Genomic DNA, 5124 nt, shown 5'->3' with positions numbered 1-5124 from the left:
CAAGCAGAAGACGGCATACGAGATTAGCTCCCGGTCTCGGCATTCCTGCTGAACCGCTCTTCCGATCTGCGAGGACTGGGATAACAGGTGGAAACGCCTGCTAATACCGGGTACGCATCATATTTTATATGGTGGAAAGATGGCCTCTGCTTGCAAGCTATCGCCTTGTGATGAGTCCGCGTCCCATTAGCTAGTTGGCGGGGTAATGGCCCACCAAGGCAACGATGGGTAGCTGGTCTGAGAGGATGATCAGCCACACTGGAACTGAAACACGGTCCAGACTCCTACGGGAGGCAGCAGTGGGGAATATTGCGCAATGGGCGAAAGCCTGACGCAGCGACGCCGCGTGAGGGAAGAAGGCCTTCGGGTCGTAAACCTCTGTCAGGAGGGAAGAAGTGGAGTATGGCTAATATCCATGCTCTTTGACGGTACCTCCGGAGGAAGCACCGGCTAACTCCGTGCCAGCAGCCGCGGTAATACGGAGGGTGCGAGCGTTAATCGGAATCACTGGGCGTAAAGCGCGCGTAGGCGGCTTTGTAAGTCAAGTGTGAAAGCCCTCGGCTCAACCGGGGAACTGCGCTTGATACTGCATGGCTTGAGTCCTGGAGAGGGTGGCGGAATTCCCGGTGTAGGAGTGAAATCCGTAGATATCGGGAGGAACACCAGTGGCGAAGGCGGCCACCTGGACAGGTACTGACGCTGAGGTGCGAAAGTGTGGGGAGCAAACAGGATTAGATACCCTGGTAGTCCACACGGTAAACGATGGATGCTAGGTGTCGGGGAGTTCATCTTCGGTGCCGCAGTTAACGCGTTAAGCATCCCGCCTGGGGAGTACGGTCGCAAGGCTGAAACTCAAAGGAATTGACGGGGGCCCGCACAAGCGGTGGAGTATGTGGTTTAATTCGATGCAACGCGAAGAACCTTACCTGGGTTTGACATCCCGCGAAGCCTTCAGAGATGAGGGTGTGCCCTTCGGGGAGCGCGGAGACAGGTGCTGCATGGCTGTCGTCAGCTCGTGCCGTGAGGTGTTGGGTTAAGTCCCGCAACGAGCGCAACCCTTGTTGTCAGTTGCCAGCAGGTAAAGCTGGGCACTCTGGCGAGACTGCCCGGGTCAACCGGGAGGAAGGTGGGGACGACGTCAAGTCATCATGGCCCTTACGTCCAGGGCTACACACGTACTACAATGGTGGGTACAAAGGGCAGCGAAACCGCGAGGTGAAGCCAATCCCAAAAAACCCATCCCAGTCCGGATTGCAGTCTGCAACTCGACTGCATGAAGTTGGAATCGCTAGTAATCCCAGATCAGCATGCTGGGGTGAATACGTTCCCGGGCCTTGTACACACCGCCCGTCACACCACGAAAGTTGGTTCTACCCGAAGCCGGCGGACTAACCCGCAAGGGGAGTAGTCGTCTACGGTAGGGCCGATAATTGGGGTGAAGTCGTAACAAGGTAGCCGTAGGGGAACCTGCGGCTGGATCACCTCCTTTATCGAGTAAGCGCCCGACTCGCTATTTAATTGCAAAGGCCTTGAATTGGTCTTTGAGAACCGAACCGCGTGGGTCGACCATGTAAGTTGGTCGGGGTCCGCGTCCGAAGTGGGCCTATAGCTCAGGTGGTTAGAGCGCACGCCTGATAAGCGTGAGGTCGATAGTTCAAGTCTATCTAGGCCCACCACGCTTATCCTCTGAATGGGGGTGTAGCTCAGCTGGGAGAGCGCCTGCTTTGCAAGCAGGAGGCCATCGGTTCGATCCCGTTCACCTCCACCAGGGGAAGCTTTGGTGTGAGGGCGTGAGCGGAAGTTCTTTGACAGTGAAATAGGCGTTGAGGTTGCGCGTCTGGATTAAGATAGTAAGGGCAACTGGTGGATGCCTTGGCGCTAGAAGGCGATGAAGGACGTGGTAGGCTGCGATATGCCTCGGGGAGCCGCCAAACAGGCTTTGATCCGAGGATTTCCGAATGGGGCAACCCGACGGGAGTTATGTCCCGCCGTCCCTTGGCTGAATACATAGGCCTTGGGAAGCTAACCCGGGGAAGTGAAACATCTCAGTACCCGGAGGAAGAGAAATCAACCGAGATTCCCTGAGTAGCGGCGAGCGAACGGGGAACAGCCCAAACCGTGGTCATTCGTGGCCGCGGGGTTGTGGGGCCGTCATACGTGATCCGTGATTAGATAGCAGAAGCATCTGGGAAGGTGCGCCATAGAGGGTGAAAGTCCCGTATGCGAAGTCGAAATCGGCACAGGCGGTACCCGAGTAGGGCGGGGCACGTGAAACCCCGTCTGAATCTGGGGGGACCATCCTCCAAGGCTAAATACTCACTAGCGACCGATAGTGAACCAGTACCGTGAGGGAAAGGTGAAAAGAACCCCTGTTAGGGGAGTGCAATAGAACCTGAAACCAGTTGCCTACAAGCAGTCGGAGCGGACTTGTTCCGTGACGGCGTGCCTTTTGCATAATGAGCCAGCGAGTTACTCTGTCGTGCGAGGTTAAGCGTGAGCGGAGCCGAAGCGAAAGCGAGTCTGAATAGGGCGAACAGTACGGCGGAGTAGACCCGAAGCCGGGTGATCTATCCATGAGCAGGTTGAAGCTCGGGTAAAACCGAGTGGAGGACCGAACCAGTGTAAGTTGAAAATTACTTGGATGACTTGTGGATAGGGGTGAAAGGCCAATCAAACTCGGTGATAGCTGGTTCTCCCCGAAATATATTGAGGTATAGCCTCAGGATAGACTTGCGGAGGTAGAGCACTGAAAGGGCTAGGGGGCCTACCAGCTTACCAAACCCTATCAAACTCCGAATGCCGCCAAGTCGTTTCCTGGGAGTCAGGCTGCGGGTGCGAAGGTCCGTAGCCGAGAGGGAAAGAGCCCAGACCGCCAGCTAAGGTTCCTAAATCCATGCTCAGTGGTTAAGGTAGTGGGACCGCTTAGACAGCCAGGAGGTTGGCTTAGAAGCAGCCATCCTTTAAAGAAAGCGTAATAGCTCACTGGTCTAGTGGTCCTGCGCCGAAAATGTATCGGAGCTAAGCATGGTACCGAAGCTGCGGATGCATCGTAAGATGCGTGGTAGGGGAGCGTTCTCATACGGGATGAAGGGAAAGGCGTAAGCCGTCCTGGACTTGTGAGAAGTGATTATGCTGGCATGAGTAACGATAAGGCAAGTGAGAAACTTGCCCGCCGTAAGCCCAAGGTTTCCTGGGTAAAGTTAATCTTCCCAGGGTGAGTCGGTCCCTAAGGCGAGGTCGAAAGACGTAGCTGATGGAAAACGGGTTAATATTCCCGTACCCGCGCGAGGGCGCGATGGGGGGACGCAGAAGGGTAGGTCGTCCGGGTGTTGGATGTCCCGGTGCAAGCGTGTAGGCTGGTCTCGTAGGCAAATCCGCGAGACATCGCCGAGACGCGATGCCGTGTCCTTATGGACTGAAGCGATTGAGCCCATGCTGCCAAGAAAATCCTCTAAGTTTACCTCGTGTGGACCGTACCGCAAACCGACACAGGTGGGCGGGGTGAGTAACCCAAGGCGTTCGAGAAAACTCTGGTCAAGGAACTCGGCAAATTAGCCCCGTAAGTTCGCAATAAGGGGCGCTTCCTGAGGTCAGGAGATTTACTTTCCAAAGCTTCGGGAAGCCGCAGTGAAAAGGTGGGGGCGACTGTTTACTAAAAACATAGGTCTCTGCGAAGTCGCAAGACGACGTATAGGGACTGACGCCTGCCCGGTGCCGGAAGGTTAAGGGGTGAGGTCAGCTTCGGCGAAGCCTTAAACCGAAGCCCCGGTAAACGGCGGCCGTAACTATAACGGTCCTAAGGTAGCGAAATTCCTTGTCAGGTAAGTTCTGACCTGCACGAATGGCGTAACGATCTCCACACTGTCTCGACCAGAGACTCGGTGAAATTGGATTGGCGGTGAAAATACCGTCTACCCGCAGAAGGACGGAAAGACCCTGTGCACCTTTACTACAACTTGACGTTGTGTTTTGGGCTGGCATGTGTAGGATAGGTGGGAGGCTGTGAACTCTGTACGCCAGTATGGAGGGAGCCAACCTTGAAATACCACCCTTGCCAGTCTAAGACCCTAACCTATAGCAGTTATCCTGCGTGGGGACAGCGTCTGGTGGGTAGTTTGACTGGGGCGGTCGCCTCCCAAAAAGTAACGGAGGCTTGCAAAGGTTCCCTCAGGCTGATTGGAAACCAGCCGTTGAGTGCAAAGGCATAAGGGAGCTTGACTGTGAGGCAGACATGCCGAGCAGGGACGAAAGTCGGTCTTAGTGATCCGGTGGTCCCGCATGGAAGGGCCATCGCTCATAGGATAAAAGGTACGCCGGGGATAACAGGCTGATCGCATCCAAGAGTTCACATCGACGATGCGGTTTGGCACCTCGATGTCGGCTCATCACATCCTGGGGCTGGAGCAGGTCCCAAGGGTACGGCTGTTCGCCGTTTAAAGTGGTACGCGAGCTGGGTTTAAAACGTCGTGAGACAGTTTGGTCCCTATCCTCTGTGGGCGCAGGAGAATTGAGAGGGGCTGTCCCTAGTACGAGAGGACCGGGATGGACGAACCTCTAGTGTTCCAGTTGTCGCGCCAGCGGCACCGCTGGGTAGCTATGTTCGGAAAGGATAACCGCTGAAGGCATCTAAGCGGGAAACCTGCCTCAAGATAAGTTCTCCCTGGACTTCGGTCCCTGAAGACCCCAGGTAGACCACCTGGTTGATAGGCCGGAGGTGCAAGTGTGGCGACACACTCAGCTGACCGGTACTAATAGGTCGTGCGTCTTTATCCACGACATTATGCGCAACCTCATCGCCTTTTCATATTTCGGGCGTCATGCCCAAAATATTTCCTGGTGGCCATAGAGAGGAGGTCACACCCGATCCCATTCCGAACTCGGCAGTTAAGCTCCTCATCGCCGATGATACTGCAAGCTAACTTGTGGGAAAGTAGGTCGCCGCCAGGGATTCCTTCAAAGGCCCCGGTCTCGCGGAACTCCGCACTGACCGGGGCCTTTTTCATTTTCCTCCCCCCATCCTCCACGGCCCGCTCGGGCCCACCGCACTGGGATCACCTCTCAGGAAAGAGAGCCCACCCCGAAGAGAGAGCATCTTCCGGAAGAGAGAGCACCCGCGGAAAGACG

At 55.7% G+C, this 5124-nt stretch carries 2 tRNA genes and 2 rRNA genes; all 4 read left to right on the top strand.

The features are described from left to right. Positions 1-1599: 1599 nt before the first annotated feature. The 4 genes from DSX2_RS13070 (at position 1600) to rrf (ending at position 4947) form a co-directional block, all read left to right on the top strand. Positions 1600-1676, top strand: a tRNA-Ile gene (locus DSX2_RS13070). 16 nt (positions 1677-1692) lie between these two features. Next, positions 1693-1768, top strand: a tRNA-Ala gene (locus DSX2_RS13065). Positions 1769-1840: 72 nt separating this feature from the next. After that, positions 1841-4773 (top strand): 23S ribosomal RNA (locus tag DSX2_RS13060). Between the two features lie 59 nt (positions 4774-4832). Further along, positions 4833-4947: ribosomal RNA gene (rrf, locus tag DSX2_RS13055) — 5S ribosomal RNA — on the top strand. Positions 4948-5124 lie beyond the last annotated feature (177 nt).

The organism is Desulfovibrio sp. X2, assembly GCF_000422205.1.
Lineage (GTDB): Bacteria > Desulfobacterota > Desulfovibrionia > Desulfovibrionales > Desulfovibrionaceae > Alkalidesulfovibrio.
The sequence above is the reverse complement of the archived record's forward strand: the minus strand, read 5'-3'. Positions and strand labels throughout refer to the sequence as shown.